General features: G+C 64.6%; 20 protein-coding genes. 13 read left to right on the forward strand and 7 right to left on the reverse strand.

All coding sequences use genetic code 11. The features are described from left to right. Positions 1 to 26: 26 nt before the first annotated feature. Both IRZ12_RS05305 and IRZ12_RS05310 read right to left on the reverse strand, forming a co-directional pair. Positions 27 to 320 carry a helix-turn-helix transcriptional regulator gene (locus IRZ12_RS05305; RefSeq protein WP_296465207.1) on the reverse strand — a complete coding sequence of 98 codons (294 nt, stop codon included), beginning with the start codon at positions 318 to 320 and terminating at the stop codon, positions 27 to 29. Positions 321 to 405: 85 nt separating this feature from the next. After that, positions 406 to 1560 carry a cupin domain-containing protein gene (locus tag IRZ12_RS05310; RefSeq protein ID WP_296465210.1) on the reverse strand — a complete coding sequence of 385 codons (1155 nt, stop codon included), beginning with the start codon at positions 1558 to 1560 and terminating at the stop codon, positions 406 to 408. 73 nt (positions 1561 to 1633) lie between these two features. Between IRZ12_RS05310 and IRZ12_RS05315 the strand changes: the two genes are divergently transcribed. Next, positions 1634 to 2233, forward strand: a complete 600-nt coding sequence (locus IRZ12_RS05315) for a peptidylprolyl isomerase (RefSeq protein ID WP_296465212.1) — start codon at positions 1634 to 1636, stop codon at positions 2231 to 2233. 42 nt (positions 2234 to 2275) lie between these two features. Here the strand turns inward: IRZ12_RS05315 and IRZ12_RS05320 are convergent, their stop codons facing one another. Together IRZ12_RS05320 and mutS are read right to left on the reverse strand one after the other, a co-directional pair. Further along, entirely contained in the window at positions 2276 to 3295 is a 1020-nt protein-coding gene (locus IRZ12_RS05320) for a hypothetical protein (RefSeq protein ID WP_296465215.1), read from the reverse strand. Further along, a complete protein-coding gene (gene mutS / locus IRZ12_RS05325) occupies positions 3292 to 5895 on the reverse strand; it encodes a DNA mismatch repair protein MutS (protein ID WP_296465259.1) in 2604 nt (867 codons plus the stop codon). Before mutS ends, IRZ12_RS05320 begins: the two co-directional genes overlap by 4 nt. A gap of 495 nt (positions 5896 to 6390) precedes the next feature. Between mutS and IRZ12_RS05330 the strand changes: the two genes are divergently transcribed. Genes IRZ12_RS05330 through IRZ12_RS05345 form a run of 4 tightly spaced genes read left to right on the forward strand, consistent with a single transcriptional unit; the run spans position 6391 to position 10079 of the window. After that, positions 6391 to 7320 carry a branched-chain amino acid ABC transporter permease gene (locus IRZ12_RS05330; protein ID WP_296465217.1) on the forward strand — a complete coding sequence of 310 codons (930 nt, stop codon included), beginning with the start codon at positions 6391 to 6393 and terminating at the stop codon, positions 7318 to 7320. A gap of 13 nt (positions 7321 to 7333) precedes the next feature. Further along, complete coding sequence (locus IRZ12_RS05335) at positions 7334 to 8545, forward strand: ABC transporter ATP-binding protein (RefSeq protein WP_296465219.1); 1212 nt, start codon at positions 7334 to 7336, stop codon at positions 8543 to 8545. After that, entirely contained in the window at positions 8542 to 9342 is an 801-nt protein-coding gene (locus IRZ12_RS05340) for an ABC transporter ATP-binding protein (protein WP_296465223.1), read from the forward strand. Before IRZ12_RS05335 ends, IRZ12_RS05340 begins: the two co-directional genes overlap by 4 nt. A 26-nt stretch (positions 9343 to 9368) precedes the next feature. Next, positions 9369 to 10079 (forward strand): ABC transporter ATP-binding protein, encoded by a 711-nt coding sequence (locus IRZ12_RS05345; RefSeq protein ID WP_296465226.1) that lies wholly within the window; start codon positions 9369 to 9371, stop codon positions 10077 to 10079. A 15-nt stretch (positions 10080 to 10094) separates the two neighbouring features. Here IRZ12_RS05345 and IRZ12_RS05350 read toward each other — a convergent pair whose 3' ends face one another. Then, entirely contained in the window at positions 10095 to 11225 is a 1131-nt protein-coding gene (locus IRZ12_RS05350) for a branched-chain amino acid ABC transporter substrate-binding protein (protein ID WP_296465262.1), read from the reverse strand. A gap of 168 nt (positions 11226 to 11393) precedes the next feature. After that, positions 11394 to 12503: an alkene reductase gene (locus IRZ12_RS05355; RefSeq protein ID WP_296465230.1), complete on the reverse strand. Its 1110-nt coding sequence runs from the start codon at positions 12501 to 12503 to the stop codon at positions 11394 to 11396. Between the two features lie 352 nt (positions 12504 to 12855). On the opposite strand from IRZ12_RS05355, the gene IRZ12_RS05360 reads away from it, so the two are divergent. Beyond that, positions 12856 to 14559, forward strand: coding sequence for an EAL domain-containing protein (locus tag IRZ12_RS05360; RefSeq protein WP_296465233.1), 1704 nt, complete (start codon positions 12856 to 12858; stop codon positions 14557 to 14559). Positions 14560 to 14574: 15 nt separating this feature from the next. Further along, complete coding sequence (locus IRZ12_RS05365) at positions 14575 to 16059, forward strand: HDOD domain-containing protein (protein ID WP_296465236.1); 1485 nt, start codon at positions 14575 to 14577, stop codon at positions 16057 to 16059. 47 nt (positions 16060 to 16106) lie between these two features. Here IRZ12_RS05365 and epsC read toward each other — a convergent pair whose 3' ends face one another. Continuing rightward, positions 16107 to 17027: a serine O-acetyltransferase EpsC gene (gene epsC, locus IRZ12_RS05370; RefSeq protein ID WP_296465239.1), complete on the reverse strand. Its 921-nt coding sequence runs from the start codon at positions 17025 to 17027 to the stop codon at positions 16107 to 16109. 202 nt (positions 17028 to 17229) lie between these two features. On the opposite strand from epsC, the gene IRZ12_RS05375 reads away from it, so the two are divergent. From IRZ12_RS05375 to IRZ12_RS05400, 6 genes are all read left to right on the forward strand, one after another. Next, complete coding sequence (locus IRZ12_RS05375; protein WP_296465242.1) at positions 17230 to 18381, forward strand: ABC transporter substrate-binding protein; 1152 nt, start codon at positions 17230 to 17232, stop codon at positions 18379 to 18381. Positions 18382 to 18656: 275 nt separating this feature from the next. Then, a complete protein-coding gene (locus tag IRZ12_RS05380; protein WP_296465244.1) occupies positions 18657 to 19538 on the forward strand; it encodes a branched-chain amino acid ABC transporter permease in 882 nt (293 codons plus the stop codon). A gap of 15 nt (positions 19539 to 19553) precedes the next feature. After that, the gene (locus IRZ12_RS05385) at positions 19554 to 20411 is read left to right on the forward strand and encodes a branched-chain amino acid ABC transporter permease (protein ID WP_296465247.1); all 858 of its coding nucleotides are present in this window, start codon (positions 19554 to 19556) and stop codon (positions 20409 to 20411) included. Position 20412: 1 nt separating this feature from the next. Continuing rightward, positions 20413 to 21192 carry an ABC transporter ATP-binding protein gene (locus tag IRZ12_RS05390; protein ID WP_296465251.1) on the forward strand — a complete coding sequence of 260 codons (780 nt, stop codon included), beginning with the start codon at positions 20413 to 20415 and terminating at the stop codon, positions 21190 to 21192. Then, positions 21189 to 21902, forward strand: coding sequence for an ABC transporter ATP-binding protein (locus IRZ12_RS05395; RefSeq protein ID WP_296465254.1), 714 nt, complete (start codon positions 21189 to 21191; stop codon positions 21900 to 21902). Before IRZ12_RS05390 ends, IRZ12_RS05395 begins: the two co-directional genes overlap by 4 nt. Before the next feature lie 234 nt (positions 21903 to 22136). After that, complete coding sequence (locus IRZ12_RS05400; RefSeq protein WP_296465257.1) at positions 22137 to 22640, forward strand: histone; 504 nt, start codon at positions 22137 to 22139, stop codon at positions 22638 to 22640. Positions 22641 to 22787 lie beyond the last annotated feature (147 nt).

The following is a 22787-nucleotide window of genomic DNA, read 5'->3' on the forward strand; positions in this document are numbered from 1 at the left end:
GTAGGGGCCAAGGGGAGGCGGGGAGCTCAGACGGCTTCCCGTAGTTGGGCCAGCAAGGCTTCGATGGCTTGCTCGTTGCGCTTGTAATACACCCATTGCCCGATGCGCTGGGTGGTGACCAATCCTGCCCGATGCAGCGTCGCCAAGTGGGCGGATACGGTCGATTGGGAGAGTCCGCAGCGCTCGAACATGCCTGCGCAAACGCCGAGTTCCAGGGAGTGCACCTGCTCGGCAAAGTGTTTTTCAGGCTCCTTGAGCCACTGCAGGATGTTGCGCCGCACCGGATGCGCCAGTGCCTTGATGGAGGCGTCTAGGTCCATGGTCGGGGAATATAGGACCGTGCGAGAGGGCGCCGGTCACCGAATTGTATATCGTTTATTTTCGATGCCGGCGGGGGCGGGAAGGCTAGGCGAGGTAATGCACCCAGCCTGCTTCGAGCCATTCCTGCAATGTCGCCCGTTCTTCGTCTTTGAGCCGGGCGGAGGCCGGCGCATCGCATGGTAGCCGCCGATCATCGGCCAGGGTCCGCAATGCGGCTCCGGCGGGAACAGGGGCGACCTCGCCATTGATGAACAACAGTTTGCCCCGATAAATCATCTGGGTGCGGCGATCCAACGCGAGGACGCCGGCTGCGGGCCAGTTGTGCTCCAAGTCGGGCAGCGCGTCGGGGTTGGCGGGTTCGAACACTACCTCCGGCTTGGGCTCCGTCAACCAACACCCAAGGTAACGCGAGGCCAGTTGCGGGTCGAACTTGACCGCGGAGACGGCGGCCAGGGCCGCCTCAACCATGCTTTCAGGCAATGCGGCCGGTCGGTCGACGGCGGGTTGGTCAGGGTCTCGGTAGTGCCCGCGCAACGCCGCGGGCGGGCGCTCGGCCAGCGAATCGGACGCGAACTCCAGCATGCCGCGCGCCAGTTCTTCCAAGGACGGCGACCGGAATCCGATGGACAGCGTCATGCAGTCGTCGCCTTCGGCAATGCCGTCATGGGCGTAGGCTGGCGGCAGGTACAGCATGTCGCCCGCCTCGAGCACGAATTCCTCGGCCGGGTCGAAGCGCTGGAGGATTTTCAGCGGCGCTTCCGGGTCCAGCTCCAGGTTTCGCTGTTTGCCGATGCGCCAGCGGCGCCGGCCGCTACCCTGGAGCAGGAATACGTCATAACTGTCGAAATGCGGCCCGACCCCGCCCTGGTCAGTGGCGATGCTGATCATCAGATCGTCCAGGCGCGCGTCTGGGACGAACCGGAATTGCGACATCAATGCGGCAGCCCCGTCGTCGTGCAGGTTGACGCCTTGTACGAGCAGCGTCCATCCCGGTTCGCGCGCAGGCGGCAGCCGGGAAAAGGGCCCCCGTTCCATGTGCCAGCGCCCCGACTCGCGCCACACGAGCCGCGATTCCACGTCGTCGCGGCGCGCCAGCCGCTTGACCTGGGGGATCGTCAGCGGAGGCTGGAACCGTTCGAACGCGCCGCGTATCAATAAAGGCTTGCGCTGCCAATGGCGTTGCATGAATCGGGCTGGAGTCAGACCGCCCAGGAGACGTGCGGGAGTATGGGGATTCATGGACGAAGACGAAGAGCCTGTGGCATAGCCTGTAAAATCGGAAATTCAACCACGTTTACGGGAAACCAAGATTATGACCGCTTCCAATAGCGATCCGGCTCTGGCCATCGGCGAAAACACCGTCGTCACGGTCGAGTTCTGGATCATGAGTACCGACGGGGAAGCGCTCGACGACAGCGGTGGGCCCGTGAGCTTTCTGTACCGCGGGCTCGACAGCCTGCTGCCCCGGCTCGATGATGGGCTCGAGGGCAAGACCGCCGGTTTCGAGCAGACGTTTCACCTCGAGCCGGAGGACGCGTTCGGCGACTACGACCCCGAGTTATTGCGGGTGGAGCCTCGTTCGCGCTTTCCGGAGCCGCTCGAGGTAGGCATGCAGTTCGAGGGCGTTCCCGGAGATCCCGACGAAGACGGCACGGTCGTTCATCCCGATGACGGCGAAGCCCGCGACGACGCCCTGATTTTTTCGGTCACCGACCTGACGGACGACAAAGTCGTGTTGGATGCGAACCATCCCTTCGCGGGCATGGCGCTGCGCGTCCGGATCAAGGTGCTGGACGTGCGGCCGGCCGACCCTGAAGAGATTGAACAGGGTTATGCCGACGTCGACGACGAGAGCGACGAGGTCTTGGATGCCATGATCGAGGCCCGCCGCAATCCGGGCACGCTGCACTGATACCCGGCCGGCGCGCGGGGGAAAACCACGCCGCGCGCCGCTTCAGCGCGGCTGAGGCGGCGTGAGTACCGTATTGACGGTTTCTACGCTGAATACTTGCCTGTTGCCGGGTAGGACGCTCACCTTGATCCAATATGCCGGTCGCGAGTAGCCATACGTCCGGACGCGGATCACGTTCTGCAGCGTCTTGCCGTTGAGCTTGACCGGCCGGTCGGGAGTGTGGTGGTTCGGCGGCGCCTCGCCGCCGTGCACGACCAGCACCGGGCCGGAATACTTCGATGCCAGCCGGGCCAGGTCGGCCTTCACCTGGGCGTAGGGATCGATGCCGGGTGTTTTCTCTCGCCCCTCGAAGTGCGGGTCGCCGGCAAACGCCACGACGACCCCGCGGGTCTTGAGCCGCGCGGCGGCAGCGAATGCCTGCCGCAACCAGGAAGCATTGGCCTGGACGCGTTCTTCGTATTCTCCATTGCGTCCCGCGCCCGTGCGGTAATTGTTGCGATTACCCGGGACGTTGACGGTGACGAACAGGATGCCGCCGTACTCCCACCGCGCGTTTTCGGGATAGCCCCGGAACCGGACGGTTTCGCTTTGTCGCTGCACATCCAGCCTGAGCCTGCCGAGTGAATCGCCCGGCTCGAAGAACAGCTCGCGCAGCCGATTCAAGCGTTCGACGGGACCGTATTGGCCGGCCGCCTTGCGATCGCAGCTGGCCCAGTCATTTTCACCTGGCGTCAGGACCAGCGGCACCGGGCTTGCATCCAGCAGCGCGTGTCGCCGCATGTAGGTTTCGTCGTCGCAATGTTCATCGGGTCCCTTTACATTGCCGGTGTGGATGGCCAGGTCCACCTCCGTGGCGAGCTCGGCCAGGACCTGTGAGACGATGCCTTCGGTGGATGCGTGCAAGGGAGCGTTGCCCAACAGCGCGAACGCGAAACCCTGGCGGGCAGCGTAGCGCGACTCGGGGTGGGAGGATGCCGCCGCCGCAAACGCCAGGCACGCCGAACCCACCGTCCATCCCAGGCGGCCGATCCGGCGGACGATGCGCGACGACATGGTAGTCATTGGGCCTGAACCAAGCTCTTGAGCCGATAGAGTTGGTCGAGCGCTTCGCGGGGGCTGAGCTGGTCCGGGTCGATCTCGTCGAGCGCGGCACGGACGGCCTCCAAGGCTTCGTCGTGCGCCTGTCGCTGCTGGCGTGCTTCGGCTGCGTCGTCCTCCGGAGGCGCGAAGAGAGGAAGCTGCGGCACTTGTGCACCCTGCATCTCCAATTTCTCGAGTTCCCGTCGCGCCATCCGGACCACCGAGGCTGGGATGCCGGCGCGCTGCGCCACCTGGATGCCGTAGCTGCGGCTGGCTGGCCCTTCCCGCACCTCATGCAAGAAGACGATGCCCTTGTGGGATTCGGCTGCAGCCAGGTGGACGTTGGCCACTTCCGGGCGAACCGAAGGCAGGCGCGTCAGTTCGAAGTAGTGCGTGGCAAACAGCGTCAGCGCCCGGTTTTGAGAGACCAGTTGGAAGGCGATCGCCCAGGCGAGCGCCAGGCCGTCGTAGGTCGACGTACCGCGGCCTATCTCGTCCATCAGCACTAGGCTTTCCGATGTACTGGAAGCCAGGATGGCGGCGGCCTCGATCATTTCCATCATGAAAGTCGAGCGGCCGCCGGCCAGGTCGTCGGCGGCTCCGATGCGGGTGAAGATGCGATCGATGCGGCCGATGCGCGCCGACCGCGCCGGCACGAAACTGCCGATGCGCGCAAGCAGCACGATGAGCGCGGTCTGGCGCATGTAGGTCGACTTGCCGCCCATGTTGGGGCCGGTGATGAGCAGCATGCGCCTCGTCTGCGACAGTTTGCAGTCATTGGGCGTGAACCGTTCGATGACCCGCTCCACAACGGGATGGCGGCCTTGTTCGATGTGGATTTCCGCGCCATCGACCAGCTCCGGGGCGACCCAGTCGTTGGTCCGGGCATGGTGGGCGAGCGCCGCCAACACGTCGATTTCAGCTAGCGCAGCGGCCGTCTGCGTCAGGCTGCGCACGTGGGGCGCGAGTGCGTCCAGCACTTGGTCGTACAGCCATTTTTCGCGCGCGAGGGCGCGATCCTGGGCCGACAGTATCTTGTCTTCCCATGCCTTGAGTTCGGGCGTGATGTAGCGCTCTGCGTTCTTGAGTGTCTGGCGGCGGCGATAGTCGTCGGGCACCTTGTCTGTTTGCCCGCGGGTGACTTCGATGAAGAAACCATGTACGCGGTTGAACTCCACGCGCAGGTTCGCGATGCCGGTGCGCTCGCGTTCCCGCTTCTCGAGTTGGACGAGAAAATCACCGCTGTGCGATTCCAACGCGCGCAGCTCGTCCAGTTCGGCATCGAAGCCAGCCGCGATCACTCCGCCGTCGCGCACGTTCACGCCGGGTTCGGGCGCGATGGCGCGAGACAGCAGCTCGGCGATGGCCGGGTCGGGGGCCAGCTGCGCCGCCAGCTCGGGAAGCAAGGGTTTCACGTCGGCCGAGAGCATCGACCCTTCGCCCGCTACGCGCAGCACCATGTCATGCAGCGCAGGGAGGCGCAGCAGCGCGTCGCGCAGGCTGGCGAGCTCGCGCGGCCTCACCGAGCGCAAGGCCACGCGCGCGGCAATGCGCTCGACATCGGGCAGCGGCGCGAGCGCTTCCTGCAGCGTGCGCGGGTCGCCCGCGTCGAGCAGCGTCTCGATGGCGCGCAGCCTCGCCGCGGCGGGCGCATTGTCCCGCAGCGGATGGTGCAGCCAGCGGCGCAAGAGGCGGCTGCCCATGGGGGTCTGGCAGTGGTCGAGTACCGAGAAAAGCGTGGGCGATTCTTCCCCCCGCAGCGTTTCGGTCAATTCCAAGTTGCGCCGCGTGACCGGATCGAGGAGAACGTATTGGCTGGCCCGGTCGGCGGTCAGCTGCTGCACGTGGGCCAGCGCTTGCGATTGCGTGTGGGAAACGTAGCGCAGCAGGGCGCCCGCCGCGCAGATCGCTTCCGGCATGTCTTCGACGTCGAAGCCGGCGAGCGTGTCGGTGCCGAAGTGGCCGAGCAGCTGCTGGCGCGCGCTACTGCTTTCGAAGTGCCAGGCGGGAACGGGGCTGATGGCGGCGTTGTAATCGGCGGGCAGGGCCTGTCCTTCGGCCAGCACGATCTCGGCCGGGGCGATGCGGTGCAGTTCCGTGGAGAGCAGTGACGGCGCGCATTCGGTCAGCCGGAATTCTCCGCTGGCAAGATTGAGCCAGGCGAGACCAATGCGGCCGGCGCTTCCACGCGACTTGCCGCTGCCCGGATGGATGGCGGCGATAGCACGGTCGGCCTTGGCCGGCAGCAGGGCGTCGTCGGTCAGCGTGCCCGGCGTCACGATGCGGACGATGCGCCGTTCGACCGGGCCCTTGGAGGTGGCCGGATCTCCCACCTGCTCGCAGATGGCGACCGACTCCCCGAGCTTGACCAGTCGGCTCAAGTATTGCTCGACAGAGTGGAAGGGCACGCCCGCCATGCGGACGGGCGCGCCGTTGGAAGCGCCACGCGTGGTCAGCGTCAGGTTCAGCAGGCGCGACGCTTTCTCGGCGTCCTCGTAGAACAGCTCGTAGAAATCTCCCATGCGGTAGAAGAGCAGCATGGGGCCGGCCTCGGCCTTGAGGCGCAGGTACTGCTGCATCATCGGGGTGTGGGAGGAGGTGTCGGCTTTAGTCATGCAGGACGATGAAGGGAATTCCGATATTGGGGCTGACGTGCGGTTGTGGCGCAGCGGCCGGTCCGAGCGGTTGTCACCTGGTCCGGCCGCGCAGGCCCAGGCGAGCCGGGGTGGGCGGGGCCCCAGGCCCACCCCGCTGCCCGCCTCATGGGGCACATGTGTGCGAAGCCGCTTTCGACGGGGCAAGGTCGACCGAAGCCTGGCGGCCACGCGACCGCTTGACGCGGATGGCTATTGCTCGACGCGGACGAGGTCATGGCGGAGGACGACGCGACGCCAGACGCATTGTCGACGATAGCCAAGGATTGTACGTTCATTGCGTGCCGCGAACTACGCCGGTGCGGCGCACGCCCGGTGTTGACGAGATCGTGCCAAAAACGCCACTATCGTGCTGGTTGCAGCCGGCGTGGCCAGGCGGAGTGGCTTGTCGGCGTTCGGGGCATTTCGGGAGATCACCGCTTCATGGACATATTTCTCCAGCAAATCATCAACGGGTTGGTGCTGGGCGCCATGTATGCGCTGATCGCAATCGGTTACACCATGGTCTATGGCGTCCTGAACCTCATCAATTTCGCCCATGGGGAAATCCTGATGGTCGGTGCCATGACCGGGCTGACGCTCCTGCGCGCGCTCGAGAGCGTTGCCCCCGGCCTGCCCGGCGGCGTTCAACTGGCCTTGGCGATCGCCGGTGCCGTCCCGGTGTGCGTGGCGGTGAGCTTGGTGATCGAACGCGTCGCCTACCGACGCCTGCGCAACGCGCCTCGCCTGGCGCCCTTGATTACCGCGATCGGGGTTTCCATCCTGCTCCAGACCATCGCCATGATGATCTGGGGCCGGAGCCCGATCCCGTTTCCGCAGCTGCTGTCCCCCGAGCCGGTCGAAATCGCCGGGGCGTTGATTTCCCATACGCAGATATTGCTGCTCGTGCTGGCGGTGGCCGCCATGGCCTGCCTCGCATTGGTGGTGGAGCGCACGCGGCTGGGGCGCGCGATGCGGGCCACGGCCGAGAATCCGCGCGTGGCGGGCCTGATGGGCGTGGACACGAACAAGATCATCGTTGCCACGTTCGCCATCGGCGCCGCGTTGGCTGCGATCGCGGGCGTAATGTGGGCGGCGAATTACTCCACGACGCAGTTCGCGATGGGGTTTGTCCCCGGGCTGAAGGCCTTTTCGGCGGCGGTGCTCGGCGGCATCGGGAATATTTACGGGGCGATGCTGGGCGGCGTTCTGCTGGGCCTGATCGAAAGCCTCGGGGCAGGCTACGTCGGAGACCTGACCGCCGGCTTCCTGGGCAGCCACTACCAAGACATCTTTGCCTTCATCGTCTTGGTCGCGGTGCTGACGCTACGCCCGGCGGGCATCATGGGCGAGCGCGTGGCCGACCGTGCCTGAGGGGGGAAGGGGAATGCGCTTTTTTTCTTCCGCCCGCGATCCGCGCCGGGTGCGCGCATCGCTGTTCGCCCTGGTCGCGGTGGTGCTGGTTTTTCCCTTCGTGGCCAGCCAGTTCGGCAATTCCTGGGTCCGCATCGCCGACGTGGCGTTGCTCTACATCATGCTGGCATTGGGGCTGAACATCGTGGTCGGCTTCGCCGGCCTGCTGGACCTGGGGTATATCGCCTTCTACGCCATCGGCGCCTATACGGCGGGACTGTTCGCATCCCCGCAGTTCGCCGCCGTGATCGAGTCGTTCGCGAGCACCTACCCGGCCGTCGGCGAGATCCTGGTCCGGTTGTGCGGCCCACGGGTCGTCCAGGAAGGCATCCATTTATCGCTCTGGATCATCGTTCCGCTTTCGGCGCTGCTGGCCGGCGTGTTCGGGGTCATACTAGGCGCGCCGACGCTCAAGCTAAGAGGCGATTACCTGGCCATCGTCACCTTGGGCTTCGGGGAAATCATTCGCATTTTCCTGAATAACCTGAATGGCCCGGTGAACATCACCAACGGCCCGCAGGGCATCAACATGATCGACCCGGTGCGGATCTTCGGCATTTCGCTGGCCGGCGAGGCCGGCTCGGGGTCGACGGTGTACATCGGGGGCTGGGGCATTCCTTCGGTCAATGCCTACTATTTCCTGTTTCTTGTGTTCTGTGCCTTGACCATTTTCATCTCGGTGCGCCTGCAGGATTCCCGCCTGGGCCGCGCCTGGATCGCGCTGCGCGAGGACGAGGTCGCCGCGGCGGCCATGGGGATCAATACCCGCAACGTCAAGCTGCTGGCGTTTGCGATGGGCGCTACGTTCGGCGGCGTGGCGGGAGCCATGTTCGCCGCGTTCCAGGGATTCGTTTCCCCCGAGTCCTTCTCCCTGACCGAGTCCATCGCGGTGCTGGCCATGGTCGTCTTGGGCGGCATCGGGCACATCCCCGGCGTCGTGCTGGGGGGGGTGTTGCTGGCGGCCCTCCCGGAAGTGCTGCGCCATGCCGTGGAGCCCTTGCAGCAGGAGTTGTTCGGCCGGGTCTGGGTTGATGCCGAGGTCATGCGTCAACTGCTGTATGGGCTGGCCATGGTGCTGATCATGCTCGCCCGGCCCGCTGGGCTGTGGCCGTCGCCCCGGCCGGAAGACAGGCCCGAGGCAGACCACCCGCACGGCGGCGAACCCGTGGGAGAGGTGAAGGCATGAGCCAAGGGGCAGCCCCGGTCGCGGGGAATAACGGCGTTCCGCTGTTGTCGGTGGTCGGTGCCAGCAAGCGCTTCGGCGGGCTGCAGGCATTGTCTGGCGTCGGGCTGCGCATCATGCCGGGGCAGATCTACGGCTTGATCGGACCGAACGGCGCGGGCAAGACCACGTTCTTCAACGTCATCACCGGGCTCTACCGGCCCGATGCGGGGCGGTTTGAATTGCAAGGTACTCCTTATACGCCGTCCGCTCCCTATCTCGTGGCTAAGGCCGGCATCGCCCGCACCTTCCAGAACATACGGCTGTTCGGCGACATGACCGCGCTCGAGAACGTCATGGTGGGGCGTCACGTGAGGACGTCGCAGGGCGTGTTCGGCGCGGTATTCAGGCATCGCGCGGCGCGCGAGGAAGAGGCTGCGATACGTGCGCGGGCACAGGAGCTGCTCGACTTCGTGGGCATCGGCCATTATGCGGGCCGCACCGCCCGCCACCTGTCATACGGTGACCAGCGTCGCCTGGAGATCGCGCGGGCGCTCGCGACCGACCCGCTGCTGCTGGCGCTCGACGAGCCGGCGGCGGGCATGAATCCGACCGAAAAGCTGGCGCTCCGAGAGCTGCTGCATCGCATACGCGCCGAGGGGCGCACCATCTTGCTGATCGAACACGACGTCAAGCTCGTGATGGGATTGTGCGATCGCATCACCGTGCTCGATTACGGCAAGGTCATTGCCGAAGGGACGCCAGCCGAAGTGCAGAGGGATGCGGCAGTCATTGCCGCCTATTTGGGAGCCAGTCATTGAGCGGTGGAGCGACGACAGCCAATGTCTTGACCGTTCGCGATTTGCGCGTCGCGTATGGCGGGATCCAGGCACTCAAGGGGGTGTCTCTGGATGTGGGCGAAGGCGAGTTGGTGGCCCTGATCGGCGCCAACGGTGCGGGCAAGACGACCACGCTCAAGGCCATTACCGGTACGCTGCCGGGCAGCCGGGTCGAGGGTCGGATCGAATATTTTGGCCAGCCCTTGAAAGGGTTGAAGTCATTCCAGCTGCTCGAGCGCAAGCTGGCCATGGTGCCTGAAGGGCGGGGCGTGTTTGCCCGCATGAGCGTGCGCGAGAACCTGCTGATGGGCGCCTATACCATTTCCGACAAGCGGCAGGTCGCCGAGGACATCGAACGGTGGTATGCCGTGTTCCCTCGCCTGAAGGAACGGTCTTCGCAAATGGCGGGCGAGCTCTCGGGCGGGGAGCAGCAGATGCTCGCCATTGCCCGCGCCTTGATGTGCCGTCCGCGCCTGCTCCTGCTGGACGAACCGTCCATGGGCCTGGCGCCGCTCATGGTGGAGAGGATATTCGAGGTCATCCGGGACGTTTCCGCGCAAGGCGTGACCATCTTGCTCGTGGAGCAGAACGCGCGCCTGGCGCTGCAGGCCGCGCACCGGGGATACGTGATGGAGTCGGGCGTCATCGTCATGTCCGGCCCGGCCTCCGAGATGCTCGATGATCCCCGCGTGCGGTCGGCTTACCTCGGTGAAGAGTGAGCGCCGGCGAGGCCTCTACTTGGTGACGGCCAGCGCCGTGCGCTTGCCGCCTTTGTAGGTATAGAGAGTGAGGGTGCCGTCTTTCAGGTCGCCCTTTTCGTCGAACGCAATGTTGCCCGTGATGCCCTTGTATTGGATCTTGGCCAGCTCGGGCAGGTATTTCGCCGGTTCCCAAGAGTCGGCCTTTTGCATCGCGGCGGCCACGGCCAGCGTTGCGTCGTAGGCGTAGGCGGCGTTATAGACGACGTCGATGCCGTAGCGTTTCTTGTACGCAGCCCGGAAGTCTTCCATGCCTCGTTTTTCGGACTCGGGCACGCCACCCGCTTCGGCGCAGACCACCTGTTCCTCGCCCAGCCCGGCGCCCGCCAACCCCGGCAGCGAACCGGTGCATATGCCGTCTCCGCCCATGAACTTGGCAGTGATCCCGAGCTGCTTCATTTGGCGCAGCATCGGCCCGCCGACCGCGTCCATGCCGCCGAAGAACACGACATCGGGGCGCCGCGCCTTGATCGCGGTGAGAATGGCGTTGAAATCGGTGGCCTTGTTGTTGGTGTACTGGTTAGACACGATCTTGCCGCCAGCCGCCTTGACGCCCTTGGCGAATTCCTCGGCCACCCCCTGCCCGTACGCGGTTCGGTCGTCGATGATGGCGATGTTCTTCGCGTTGAGCGTCTTGACGGCATATTGGCCAAGCACATACCCCAGCTGCGCGTCGTTCGCAACCACGCGGAAGGCGGTCTTGAAGCCCTGCTGGGTGTACTTAGGATTGGTGGCCGAGGGCGAGACCTGCGGAATACCGGCGTCCGCGTAGATCTTCGAAGCCGGAATGGTCGTGCCCGAGTTCAAGTGCCCGATGACGGCGGCGACCCGGGCGTCCACCAGTTTCGTGGCGGCGGCGGTGGCTTGCTTGGGATCCGCCGCGTCGTCCTCGGCCTGCAGCTGAAAGCGGATTGGCCTGCCCGCCAGCTTGATCCCGCGGGCGTTGAGCGCTTCGATTGCCATGCGGGCACCGTTCTCGTTGTCCTTGCCCATATGGGCGTCAGGTCCCGTGATCGGACCGACGTGCCCGATCCTGACGATCTGCTCCTGCGCGCCGGCGCCGGCCGCGATGAACAAGCCGCCGATCAACGCGGCCGCGGGGAACATGTGCTTCATTGGGGCTTCCTTCTGTGGTTGGCCAAGTCCTGCGCGCCAGGCGCCGCGGACCGGTCCAAGTATGCACCCATCGGCGAAGCGGGGGGAGGGGGGATTTCACTGCGGGCGGGACGAACCCTCGCCCCGCCCGCGCGCAAGGAACCTTGATTCCGCCGACCGTCAGTCCAGGGTCGGGTAGTCCGTATACCCGCGCTCCGTGCCGCCGTAGAAAGTGGTCGGGTCGGGCGCGTTGAGCGGCGCGTTCTCGCGGAACCTGCGCACGAGGTCCGGGTTGGCGATGAACAGCTTGCCGAATGCCACGAGGTCGGCGGTTCCTGTTTCCACAGCGTCGCTGGCCATGGCACGGTCATAGCCGTTGTTCACCATCCAGGCGCCTTTGCCGCCGGCGTCGCGATAGGCCGCTTTCAAGGCCGCGTAGTCGAACGGCGCGTCGCCTTGCCGATGGTCCCGCGCGCCGCCCGTCGCGCCTTCAATGACGTGGACGTACGCGAGTCCGTAGCCTGCCAGCCTGCGGGCGACGTATTCGAACAGCGGCTGCGGCTGCGGGTCGGATGCGTCGTTGGTCGGGGTGACGGGCGAGATGCGGACGCCGGTGCGGCCGCCCCCGATTTCCGCCGTGATGGCGTCGAGCACCTCGATCAGCAGGCGGGCGCGGTTCTCGATCGAGCCGCCATAGGCGTCCTCGCGGCGATTGCTGCCCGAACGCAGGAACTGGTCGATCAGGTAGCCGTTGGCGGCATGCAGCTCGACGCCGTCAAAGCCGGCGTCGATGGCGGCCCGGGCGGCGCGCCGGTAGTCGGCCACGATGCCCGGCAGCTCCTCCAGGCGCAGCGCCCGGGGCTCCGAAGTGGGCACGAATCCCCCGCCTTCCGGGCCGATCAAATACGTCTTGGCATTGGCGCGAATCGCCGAAGGCGCGACCGGCGCCCCGCCGCCGGGTTGCAGCGAGGCGTGAGAAATGCGTCCCACGTGCCACAACTGCACCACGATCTTGCCCCCGGCCGCATGTACGGCTTCGGTGACGCGGCGCCAGCCCGCTATCTGGGCTTCGGCGTACAGGCCCGGCACGTCCGCGTAGCCCTGGGCTTGCTGGCTGATGGCCGTGGCCTCGGTGATCAGCAGGCCCGCGGTCGCCCGCTGGGCGTAATAGGTAGCCGTCATGGGTTGGGGGACCGCGCCCGGAGAGCGATTGCGGGTCAGGGGTGCCATGACGATGCGGTTGGCGAGGTGCAGGTCGCCTGCCGTGATGGGATCGAATAGCGTTGGCATGGTGGATGAGTCCGGATAAGGGATGTCCGAATATCGATTGAGCACGAATTTTATATCGTTTATATACGATATAAGTCCATGCCCTTCTCTTCTCTCTATACCTTTCATCCAATAAGGGTTTTCTTTGGCCCTGCGCCGTCCTCGTGTAGGATGCGGCGCTGGCCGGACGCGTCGCCCCGGGTGCGACCGGTGGGGAGAAGCCGGAGGAAACGGGGGAAATGGGGCCTTTTCGGCGCGAATCCTCTCTCAATTTTGGGGGGAGGGTGCCGTTAATACCGGTACGAGTACGTTAGCCGCAGAGTGGCTCCCCTGCGGCCAAGCGTGGCTCCGGATCTGCCCGAGCCGTCCCTTCATGCGACTTGACACCCTAGACCACGTCCGCGCCGATGTCGATTCGACCGCTTCTTTCGAGCAGGTCATTGATTTTTTCGCGCGCATCGACGAGCAGGGACGGTTTCTCCACATTTCCACCCCGGGGCTCGCTTTCATCGGCTATCACCGCGAATACCTGCCCCACATCACGCTCCGCGATCTGGTTCCCCCGGAAGACGCTCCGCTGCTCGATGCTTGCCTGCGCCAAGCCGTGCAGACCGCAGAGGTCCAGAAGTGCACGCTGCACCTGGTCAAGACGCTGACCTATCCGCGCCTGGTGGAGCTGCGCATTTCGCCGGACGCTGCCGTGCCCGGCCAGCTGATGGTGGTCGGGCACGACGTCTCGGCCTGGGCCGACAATGAACAGTGCCTGACGTATGCCATGCACCACGACGTGCTCACGGGCCTGGACAACCTCGCGTCGGCGCGTCACGAGATAGAGCGCGCCAAGCGCGAGGCGCTGGCCAAGGGCGGCCGGGTGGCGCTGCTGCAGGTGGACATCGACGAGTTTTATCGGGTGAACCAGGCTTTCGGCTACGAGGTCGGCGACCGCATCCTGCACGAAACGGCCTTGCGCCTGAAGAACGCATGCCAAGGCCGGGACTTCGTCGCCCGGTGCTACAGCGACGCCTTCCTGATCCTGTTGCGCGACGTGCCCGACCGCAACTACGTCGAAGCTTTTGCCCGCCGGGTTTCCGACGCCATCCAGCGGCCTTACTCCCATGACGGGCAGACCCTCCAGCTGTCGGTCCGGATCGGCGCCGCGATTTTTCCCGATCCCGTCAACGACACGGACCAGCTGCTGAACCACGTGGACGAAGCGCTAGCCCTGGCTGGGCGCAACCGCGGCTATAGCTTTGCGTTCTATGAGCGCCGCCCGGCGGGCAGCCGGCCCGACACGCTCCGGCTCGAGTCCGATCTGCACAGCGGCATCCGCAATGGCGAGTTCTCGCTGTATTACCAGCCCATCGTCGACGCCCGCAGCGGCCGGGTCGCCGGAATCGAGGCGCTGATGCGCTGGCATCACCCGGTACTGGGAGCCGTTTCGCCCGAGATCTTCATCTCCCTGGCTGAGTCGGCCGGCCTCATTAATTTCCTCGGCGGCTGGGCGCTCAAGAATACCTGCATGCAGCTCATGCAATGGGATGCCCGGGGCATCCACCTGCAATATGCGACGGTCAACGTCTCGGCGCAGCAGTTCCGCGACAAGCGCTTTCCGGCCACCGTGCGTGAAGCGTTCAAGCTGACCGGGCTTGCGCCCCGGCGCATCATCCTCGAAATCACGGAAAGCGTGCTGATGGAGGATCCGGATCACGCCAAGGAGCTGCTGGAAGAGTTGACCGACCTCGGCGTCCGGTTCGCCGTGGACGACTTCGGCACGGGTTATTCCAGCCTGGCCTATTTGCAGAGCTTCCCGCTGGCTGCCCTCAAGATCGACCGCCGCTTCATCAGCGATCTACCCGTTTCACGCAACGACCAGGCCATCGTGGCCGCCATCGTAGGGCTTGCCCGTACCTTGGGGTTGTCGCTCGTGGCCGAAGGCGTGGAAACGGAGGAACAGAAGAATCTGCTGCTATCAAGCGGCTGCGATCTGATCCAGGGTTGGCTGGTGTGCAAGGCGCTGCCGATCAATGAGCTCACGCGCAAGTTCGAAGCGGGCGAGTTGTTGCCCCTGGAGTGCTGATTTCGGACGGTCGCGATGCAGGATAAAGATCCAGGCCAAGGCCTGACACGCAAGCTGTGGTCGCGCATCAACGAACGCGGGGATTTCCCCTTGCTTTCCGACTCCCTGCGCGCCACGATTTCCGCCATGCAGGCGGATAACGCCGACATCACGCCGCTGGTCCAGATCGTCCTCTCCGATTTCACCTTGACCCAGCGCGTCATCCGCCTGGCGAACTCCGCGATGTACATGGCCTTTGGCGGCAACATCACGACGGTGTCGCGCGCGCTCGTGGTGCTCGGCATGGAGGCGGTGGGGCACCTCGTGCTGGGGCTCAAGCTGGTGGACCACTTCCAGCAGTCTCATCTCCAACTGCAGCGGCTCGATGCGAAGCTGGAACTGAATCGCGCAATGCTGGCCGGCTGGGTGGCCCGTAAGGTCTGCGAGCTGCACGATGTGCGGACCGCCGAGGAGACGGTGGTCTGCACGCTGATGCGCCAGCTCGGCAAGCTGCTTTGCATTTTCTACCTGGAACACGAGTGGACCTGCATCCGGGAGCTTGCGCTCGCACGCGGCTGCACCGAAGACGAGGTCGCGGTGGAAGTGCTGGGCGTCAACTTCGAGGCGCTCGGCGAGGATGCCGCGGAGCGATGGGGGCTGCCGGCCGTGATCCGGCAAGGCATGCAGCCGTTCGATCCGGAGTCGGTGCAGCTCGACCCGGGGGCTGCGCTGGAGCGGGAACGCTGGATGCAGGCCGTGGCGACGTTTTCGGTCCAGATGTCGCGCAGCATGACCATCGCGGGCGGCGACATCGCGCTGCGCGAACGGCGCATGCGTGAAACGGTGCAGCGCTACGCGGGCGTGCTGTCGCTACCGCCCGGCTCCTTGTACGACACCATGGAGCAATTGACCCGCGAGCGCGCCAGCCAACTCATCCAGGAAATCGACGACCTGCACGCCGAATCCTGTCACGGCCTTCCCCACAATGCCGAACGCACGCTGCGGCAAGGCATATACGAGCTGCGCTCGCTACCCTCCGAGCACGACCTGGGGCCGGTACTCGCCATGGCGTCCGAAGCCATGCTCGCGGGCATGCGCTTTTCGCGCACCATCGTGTTCGTGCGCGATCCGCGGCGCCACGCTTTCGAAGCCCGGCTGGGCTTCGGCCGCGGCGTCGAGCAGCTGCTTCCCCAGCTGCGCTTCAACGAAGTATTCTCGGTGGACGTCTTTCACCTGGCCATTACGAATTCGGTGGGCATCTTCATCGAGAATGCCAGCGATCCCAAGTTCAGCGTGCACATTCCCCACTGGTTCAGGGATGCCGTTCCCGATTCCCACGCTTTCGTGCTGCTGCCGGTACGCGCGGGAAAGGATACGGTGGCATTGATCTACGGCGATTGGAACAAGGCGGAATTGGCCCGCAGCATCCTGCCCGAGGAAATGGCGGCGCTCAACGAGCTCGCGCGGGAACTCGGCAGGTTTTTCGGGCACGGCAGCCGGGCGTTTCCCGAGTTCCATTGAACGGCATGGCAGTCGCGCACGCCCCGCTGCAAGGGGGCGTTTGGGGTTTAGTCCTCGCGGCTTTTCGCCTGCGTGACGTTGCTGCCGGGCGGCACGCTCTGGGTCAGCCAGACGTTGCCGCCGACGGTAGAGCCTTTGCCGATGGTGATGCGTCCCAGTATGGTTGCGCCGGCGTAGATCACCACGTCGTCTTCGACGATGGGGTGGCGGGGGATGCCCTTGGTGAGCTTGCCGTCCGGGTCGGCGGGGAAGCGCTTGGCGCCCAGCGTGACGTGCTGGTAGAGGCGCACCCGTTCCCCGATGATGGTGGTTTCGCCGATTACGACGCCCGTGCCGTGATCGATGAAGAAACTCGCCCCGATCTGTGCGGCGGGGTGGATGTCGATGCCGGTGGAAGAGTGGGCGATGTCCGATATGAGCCGCGCGAGGAAGGGCGCCCCGAGCTTGTGTATCGCATGTGCCATCCGGTAATGGGTGACGGCTTTGATGCCCGGATAGGACAGCAGGATTTCCGAGATGCTCGTTGCGGCGGGGTCGCCCTGGTAGGCGGCGTGCAGGTCGCTTACCAGCACGGCGCGGATGGCGGGGAGCTGGGCGGCGAAGCGACGGGTGATGTCTATGGCCTTGGCCTGCAGGCCCTGTGCGTCGTGGTTCGCCGGCGGCTCGGAGAAATACAGGGCGCGCCGGACCTGCTCGCATAACAGGTTGAGCGTGTTGTTCAACGTGTTGCCGACGAAATAGTCGATGCTGTCGTCGGTCAGCTTGCACCGGCCATAGTGCGTGGGAAAGAGGGCGGCAGAAAGTCCGTCCATGACGGTGACGAGCACCTCGCGCGAGGGCAGTTCGCGGACCCGGTCGAGGTAACGGATCTTGTGCTCGATCTCCCTCGAGACGCGGAGTTGCTCGACGATTTCAGCTAGGTTCCACTCGGGCGAAATATCCGGCGATGGCGTGTAAGAAGGGGTCATGATGAAACGAATCGCTGTTGCGAGAGCAATGTCGCCAAGCATAGTCGAAGCGCCGCTTCCCGGAGCGGGAAACCCCTTCGACTCGTCTGGTATGGCCCGAAAAGGTAGAATATTGCCCCAAGTCGAGCGTATATGCGGCCCCCGTGGTGCTTCATCCCCGGTGGGCCTTTATGCAAAGTCGACACCTTCAGGGACATTAATTATGAACCGCATTTTCAGTCAATCGCTGGTGGTCGCGGCTGCCCTCGGCGCGGCCGCGTTCGCGCAGGCCGCCGAGGTCAAGATCGGCGTGGCCGCCGCGCTCTCCGGCGGAGCAGGCCAGTACGGCGCCGCCATTCGCAACGGCTTCCAGCTCGCAGCCGATGAAATCAATGCCGCGGGTGGCGTCAACGGCAACACCATCAAGCTGGTCATCGAAGACGAACAGGGCAAGAAAGAAGAGGCCATCAACGTCTTCAAGAAACTGATTTTCCAAGACCGCGTCGTGCTCATCTTCGGGCCCACGCTGTCGAACTCGGCCCAGGCGGCCGATCCGATCGCCCAGGCCGCCAAGACGCCGGTGTTTGGAACGTCCAACACGGCCGACGGCATCACCTCGATCGGCAATTATGTTTTCCGCAACTCGGTGACGGAAGCCGACGTGCTGCCCGAAACCATCCGCGTCGCGGCCCGGCACAACAACGTCAAGAAGGTCGCGGTCTTCTATGGCAACGACGACGTCTTCACCAAGAGCGGCTACGACAATTTCAAGAAGGCGCTCGAAGACCTGAAGATCCCGGTGACCACCACCGAGACCTTTGCCAAGGGAGACGTCGACTTCAAGGCCCAGCTCACCAAGATCAAGGCGACGAATCCCGACGCCGTGGTGCTCTCGGCGCTGATCGCCGAAGGCGCTCCCATCATGGTGCAGGCACGCCAGCTCGGCCTGAACGTGCCGTTCATCGGCGGCAATGGGATGAATTCGGTCAAGATCTTTGACCTTGCCAAGGACAAGGCCGACGGTCTCTGGGTGGGCAGCCCCTGGTCGATCGAGAACGCCACGCCCGAGAACACCAAATTCATCAACGCGTACAAGAAGAAATACAACATCGCGCCCGACCAGTTCGCCGCCCAGGCCTACGATGCGATGTATATCGTGGCCGAGGCCCTGAAGAAAGTGAATATCTCCGGCAACGTGCAGAACGATCGCCAGGCTTTGCAAGCGGCGCTGCCGAACGTCAAGACGGTCGGCGCGACCGGCGCGTTCGAGTTCCGCCAGGCCAAAGGTGCCGGGGGCAAGCCCGGTGGCTACGATGCGGTCCAGAAGCCCATCGTGATGGTCACCCGCAATGGCCGTTACGTCATCGAGAAGTAAACATCCGGAACCCGCCTGCATGGGCGGCCCACGGAAGGGCGCGGGGGCTCCCGCGCCCTTCGTGATTATCGATAGGGGCTTTGGCCCGTTTTTCACTCGTAACCTTGCTGCTTCGCCCCAATGGACAGCCCCGTGACGCGTGGGCAAATTTGGCCGGGGGCGCATGGGTCCGTCCGTGACGGACCGCCCCGAGAGGGGGCATCGCATTTCCGACAGCCTGCCGACGGCGGGTCGACGACGCCCGGCACGGGGCCGCGAAGCGCATAGGGGGGAGCATGCTAGAACAGCAACTCGTGAACGCACTTTCGCTTGGGTGCGTTTATGCGCTTTTTGCCCTCGGTTTCACCCTGGTGTTCGGGGTGCTGGGCGTCATCAATCTTTCGCACGGCGCCGTATTCATGGTCGGTGCCTACGTGGCGTTGCAGCTGGTTTCCCAGTTTGAAGTGCCCCTGTGGGCGGCCGTCATCGCTGCAGCGCTGGGTAGTGGCATCGTCGGGATGCTGATCGACGTGCTCATACTCAAGCGCCTGCGCAAGCGCAATGCGCCACACCTGATTCCCATGATCGCCACCATAGGCGTCGCCATTGCCCTGAACAGCGGCATGCAAGGAATCTATGGCGCGGCCAATATGCGTTTCCCGGCAGGTCTGGTGCCAGACGACGCGATCGAGATCGCCGGCTTGCACATGACCGTGATCGAGTTGGTCATCATCTTCCTGTCGTTCGCGCTGATGGCGGCGCTGATGGTCGTCATGAAGCGCACCCAGCTCGGGCGGGCGCTGCGCGCCATCGCCGAATCGCCCAAGGCCGCCTCGTTGCTCGGCATCAACGTCGAAGGGCTGTTCCTGCTTACCTCGTTCGTCGCCGCGGCGCTGGGCGGGGTGGCCGGCGTACTGATCGGCCTGTATTCCAACGCGGTCTTTCCCCTGATGGGGCAGCCCATGCTGCATAAAGGCATCGCGGTCATCATCCTGGGCGGCATGGGGGACATCCGCGGCGCCATGATAGGCGGGCTGTTCCTGGGCTTCGCCGAGGTGCTGTCGGTGGCCTACGTTGGGTCTACCATGCGCGACGCGGTAGCCTTCGGCCTGCTGTTCCTGATCCTGCTCGTTCGTCCGCAGGGCTTGTTCGGCAAAGTGCTGGAACGCAAGGCATAAGGGGCGAAAAAGAAAATGGAATGGTTTGACAATTTTTGGGCGATCTACAGCAACCTCGTGCTGACGGTCGGCACCAACGTGCTGCTGGCTTTGTCCATCTACCTGACGCTGTCCTGCGGCATGCTGGCGATGGCCAACGCCGCGTTCATGGGTATCGGGGCCTACACGGCTTCCATCCTGACGATGAATTACGAGGTCTCCTTCCCTGTCGCGCTGCTGGGCGGCATGGCGGCGCCCATGGTGGTGGCGTTCATCATCGGCAAGCCTACGCTGCGCCTTTCGGGGGTGTACCTGGCCATGGCTACCCTCGGGTTTGGCGAGGTCGTGCGCGTCGTGGTTCTCAATACCGAGTCCTGGACCGGCGGCGCCTTGGGCCTGAACGGCATTCCCCAGCTTACCGAGTGGTGGCACATCGCGCTGGCCGTCGTGCTGGCGCTGGCGGTACTGTACCGGCTGCGCCGCTCCAAGGTGGGCCGGGCCTTCGAAGCCATCAAGGAGGACGAGACCGCGGCGGGGCTGATGGGCATCGACGTGGCCAACACCAAGATGCTTGCCTTCGTCCTGGGCGCACTGCTGGCGGGCCTGGCTGGTGCCCTGAACGCGCACCTGACCTTTTTCATCGGTCCCAACGAGTACGGCTTCGACCGGGGCGTCGAGATCTTGACCATGACCATCTTGGGCGGCATCGGCAGCCTGGCCGGCCCCGTGGCCGGCGCCGTCATCCTGACGCTGTTGCCGGAGGTGCTGCGTGGGTTCGCCGATTTCCGGCTCGTCATCAATGGCGTGATCCTCGTGCTGATCGTCCTGTTCCTGCCCAAGGGCATCTGGGATCCGTCCTTGGTGCGCACCTGGTTCCGCCGCCGGAGCGCCTGACATGCTCAAACTCCAATCCGTTTCCAAACAGTTCGGCGGCCTGCACGTATTGCAGGACGTCAATATCGAGGTCCCCCGGGGTACCATCTTCGGCCTGATCGGCCCTAACGGTGCTGGCAAGACGACGGTGTTCAACCTGATCACCGGGTTGCTCGAGCCCTCCGGCGGCAGCATGACCTTCGACGGCCACAACCTGGTCGGCGCCAAGCCACACCAGATCGCGCGCCTTGGCATTTCCCGCACGTTCCAGAACATCCGCATCTTCAAGGAAATGTCGTTGCTCGAGAACGTCGTGGTGGGCATGCACCGCCACCTCGACTACGGCCCAGCCGGGCTGCTGCTCTCGCTACCGGGCTTCCGCGGCCAGGAACGCAGGGCGCGCGAACGAGCGCTGGAGCTGCTCTCGTGGGTCAAGCTCGACCACAAGGCGCACGAGACGGCCGACAATCTCTCGTACGGCGACCAGCGCAAGCTGGAACTGGCCCGGGCGCTTGCCACGGAGCCGCGCCTATTGCTGCTGGACGAACCGGTGGCCGGAATGAATACCGGCGAAAAAGTCGACTTGATGGCCGAGATCGAAAACATCAAGGCGCGGGGTTACACCATTTTCATGATCGAACACGATATGCGTTTCGTGATGGGGTTGTGCGATCGCATCGCGGTATTGAATTTCGGCCGCATCATCGCCGAAGGCAGGCCGGAGGAAATTCGCACCAATCCCATGGTGATCGAGGCCTACCTCGGGCGCGAAGACGATGCGACGGAGGAGGCGCAAGCATGAACCCGCTGCTCAAAGTCTCCGGCCTGAAGGTTTCTTACGGCCACATCGCCGCGGTCAAGGGCATTGACTTCGAACTGAACGAAGGCGAGATCACGACGCTCGTGGGCGCCAACGGCGCGGGCAAGTCCACCACCTTGCTCGCGTTGTCCGGCCTCGTGCCCAAGGCTGCGGGCACGGTCATGTTCGAAGGCGAGGACATCTCTCGCTGGGCGCCCCACAAGATCGTCTCGCGGGGCATCGTGCAAGTGGCCGAAGGCCGCGCCATCCTGACGACGATGACCGTGCGCGAAAACCTCGAGCTTGGCGCCTATACGCGAAGCGACAAGGGACAGGTGGGCGCGGACCTGGACCGCGTGTTCGAGCTGTTCCCGCGCTTGAAGGAGCGCCTGAACGGCATGGCCGGCAACCTGTCGGGCGGTGAACAGCAAATGCTGGCCATCGGCCGCGCCCTGATGGCCAAGCCCCGGGTGCTGTTGCTCGACGAGCCTTCGATGGGCCTGGCCCCGATCATCGTCCAGGAGATCTTCCACATCCTGCGCGAGATCAACCGGCAAGGCTTGACGATTTTCCTCGTCGAACAGAACGTTAGGCAGGCCCTCAAGATCGCGCATCGCGGCTATGTGCTCGAGACCGGTTCCATCGCGCTGTCGGGCAGCGGCCAGGCGTTGCTCGGCGACAAGCGCCTCGTGGAGGCTTATCTCGGAGGTTAGCCCGCACGCAGCGTCGCCGTCCCGAACGACGCCGAGGAACACGCCGCGATGCGGCGTGTTTTTTTTCGTGGCAAGCGAACGATGCCGGCATGCACCCATCCTCGATGCTGGCCACGCGATGCACAGCCGTCGTTTGTCGCAATAAATCCTCGCCACGGCCCGTTTTGCCGTCAAAAGGGTTGACATTGTCCAGGCCGCCATTAACACTTCGGGCCTCGACTTTTTGAGATCGATATGGTTAAGAAATCGCAATCCGTTAAGGCTGCCAAACCCGCAGCCAAGAAGCCGGCCGCGAAGGTCGCCAGGAAAGCCTCGGCCAAGGCTTCCGGCTCGGCCATGTTGCTGAAGTTGGAAGCCGCCGCCGCTCGCTTGGGCGAGGCCGCGAAGAAAGCGCTGGAGCGTTCGGAGAAAGCCCGCAAGGAAGCTGCCCAACGCGTGAGCCTCTACGAGAAAGCCGTCAAGGCCGCATTGAAAGAGGCCAAGGCTGTCGTGGCGGCAGGAGACAAGAAGCCTGCCGCCAAGAAAGCCAAGGCTGCTTCGACGGCCGCTACGGCCAAGAAGGCTGCAGCCAAGCCCGCCGTGAAGGCTGTCAAGGCGAAGAAGGCCGACAAGCCGGCTGCCAAGCCTGCCGCGAAGAAGGCGGCTGTCAAGCGCGTGGTTCGCAAGAAAGCCGTCGCGCCGGCGCCCGCCCCGGCCGTCGCCGAGCAGCAGGCGGCTCCTGCACCGGCCGCCGAGTAAGCGGCGCTGAAGCCCATGAATGCCGCCCGATCCCGGGCGGCATTTTTTTGGTTCATCGCAGAATAACGTGGAGCGATCCGAATAGATTTCGTACTCTTGAGGCCGGTTTGAGGCGTTCAGAAGAGGTTCTGTCTCTTATAAACAACT

The organism is Pigmentiphaga sp. (genome assembly GCF_019689535.1).
In the GTDB taxonomy this organism is placed as follows: domain Bacteria; phylum Pseudomonadota; class Gammaproteobacteria; order Burkholderiales; family Burkholderiaceae_B; genus Pigmentiphaga.